The 2,133-nt window shown below is 64.9% G+C and carries 2 protein-coding genes and 1 pseudogene; all 3 read left to right on the top strand.

Going from position 1 to position 2,133, the window contains the following annotated elements; genetic code table 11:
- A pseudogene (locus BMG523DRAFT_RS25055) lies at window positions 1-160 on the top strand (IS701 family transposase); the annotation flags it as partial.
- Window positions 161-813: 653 nt separating this feature from the next.
- Window positions 814-1,011, top strand: a complete 198-nt coding sequence (locus BMG523DRAFT_RS22175) for a ribbon-helix-helix protein, CopG family (RefSeq protein WP_011435539.1) — start codon at window positions 814-816, stop codon at window positions 1,009-1,011.
- The gene (locus BMG523DRAFT_RS22170; RefSeq protein WP_011435540.1) at window positions 1,008-1,388 is read left to right on the top strand and encodes a type II toxin-antitoxin system death-on-curing family toxin; all 381 of its coding nucleotides are present in this window, start codon (window positions 1,008-1,010) and stop codon (window positions 1,386-1,388) included. The genes BMG523DRAFT_RS22175 and BMG523DRAFT_RS22170 overlap by 4 nt, the downstream gene beginning before the upstream one ends.
- Window positions 1,389-2,133 lie beyond the last annotated feature (745 nt).

The following is a 2,133-nucleotide window of genomic DNA, read 5'->3' as shown; positions in this document are numbered from 1 at the left end:
GATCGAACACGACTACCGCGAGTTGAAAGACGGCCTCGGCCTCGACCACTTCGAGGGCCGAACCTTCACCGGCTGGCACCGTCACGTCACCCTCGTCAGCGTCGCCCAAGCCCTCTGTACCCAGCTCCGCCGCGACCCAAAAGTCCCTGCGCCGGCCTGACCCTCTACGGAGTCCTCCGCACCCTCCAGGCCCTGCTCGCCGTCTGGACCGGCGCCTGCCCCACCTGCCAACGACCCTTCAACCCCACACCCAACGTCACACAACACCTATCCGGAGTCACCTAGCGAAGTCCTACTAGTATCGGCTAACGGACAGCGCGCCTCGCCCCGGGCTGATCCTCCTGGATCTCCGAGTCTGCCGTGAGGGGAAGGGTGCGCCCGGCGCGACGACGCCGGTGATGCGGCGGCCGAGCGGTGCAACTCGCGCAACACTCGCTGGTGGGCGAGGCATGGACCTTATGATCAAGCGCGGCTGGGGTCGACCCAACAAGACTCGAACCCACAGTCGCAGGTCGATGTACTGCAGCCATCGGCCTCGCTGGTTGCAGACCGCCCCATTGGGTAGTCAAGCCGCAGGTTATGGCATATGTCGATCTTCGTTGGCGTCGGTGAGTGCACCCAACCAGCACTAATGCGAACCTAAACCTGCAGGTCAACGGCCCGACCGTTTCCGTCGAGCCCGTCCACGCGAAGATCCGGCGGTCCGGCTACACGGCGATGCGAACGCCAAGAAGATCGGATAGGAACCGGGCGTCGCGACCATGGCGCGAGTCCCGGCGGCGGTATCAGCGGTGATACCGTCGGGTGGTGGCGATGACACTGCGCTTGACGGATGACGAGGCAGAGGCTTTGCGTCTGCGTTCGGAGTTGGAACAGCGGTCGATGCAGGAGATCGCCCGGGAGGCGATCCGGGAGTACATCGAGGCACACAGCCGGGCGGAACTGCTGGATCAGGTGCTGGACGAGGAGCTGCCGCGGTACGCCGAGGCGCTCCGCTGGCTCGGCGAATGATCTACCTGACGCTTCGCGAACTGCTGTACATCGCCGAGCGGGCCATCGGTTCCGATCCGGTGGTCAGGGACCACGGCCTGCTCGAATCCGCTCTCGCGCGCCCGCGGGCGACGGTGTTCGGCCGGGACGCCTATCCCTCTCTTGACGGCAAGGCCGCCGCGCTCCTGCATTCACTGGCTCGCAACCATGCCCTCGTCGACGGGAACAAGCGGCTCGCCCTTGCCGGTCTGATCGCCTTCTACGGTGTCAACGGCCGTCGCCTGACGCTGACCAACGACGAGGCCTACGACCTCGTGATGAGCATCGCGTCCGGTGTCCACGATTCCGTCGAGGACATCACCAAGATCCTTGAAGGGGCGACCCGGAGCCGTCGGTGAGGACCCATGGCCGTCCGGAACTTGTCAAGATTTTTAGGACAAGATTCTTTGTGAACTAGCCTGTGTTCCGTCCCTGTCGTGATCTCGGTCGAGGGATGACTTCTGATCGTTCGGGCACGCCGTCGACTGGTTCGGCCTGGTCATCCGGCGTGTCATCCGGCCCGCCGGCCAGCACGCCGACGGGCTATGATGATCAGCGGGGCACCGTAGTGCGCCATGGCCTCCTACAGGGCAGGTGGACAGTCCATCCCGCGCATGCAGGAGCCCGCGCCTAGCGTCCGCGGGGTGTCCCGCCGACCACGTGACGAGATCGTCACTATCGGGGACCTGGAAGACGCCGTAGACATCGATCAGCTCCGCGATCTCCTCGGACGCGGTTCCCGAAGTGGCGAGCGAGTCTCGCGCGAGTACGCCAGCCGCATCGCGAACGCGAAGGGCTTCCCCGACCCGATCTTGGATCATCCCCGGCTACGACTCTGGCATCGGGCCGACGTGGAGGCGTGGCTGGATCGGAACCGCCCCGGGTGGAGGGGTGAGAAATGACGCTCGGACGCGCTGCGTGAGCAAATGTCCGATATGAGCTACCCCGTTGGCGCGTCGAAGCGGGGTACATGCGACCGGAGGAAGCCATGATGTCGATGTGACTGTCATGTGGGCGATCTCGTTATTCCCCAGGGGTTGCGAGCAGGTAATTCCCCAGGTGGCCCGTGGTGTTGATGTTAGCGGGTGGTCTCGGTGGCCGGGG

It is taken from the genome of Frankia sp. BMG5.23, from assembly GCF_000685765.2.
Lineage (GTDB): Bacteria > Actinomycetota > Actinomycetes > Frankiales > Frankiaceae > Frankia > Frankia casuarinae.
The sequence above is the reverse complement of the archived record's forward strand: the minus strand, read 5'-3'. Positions and strand labels throughout refer to the sequence as shown.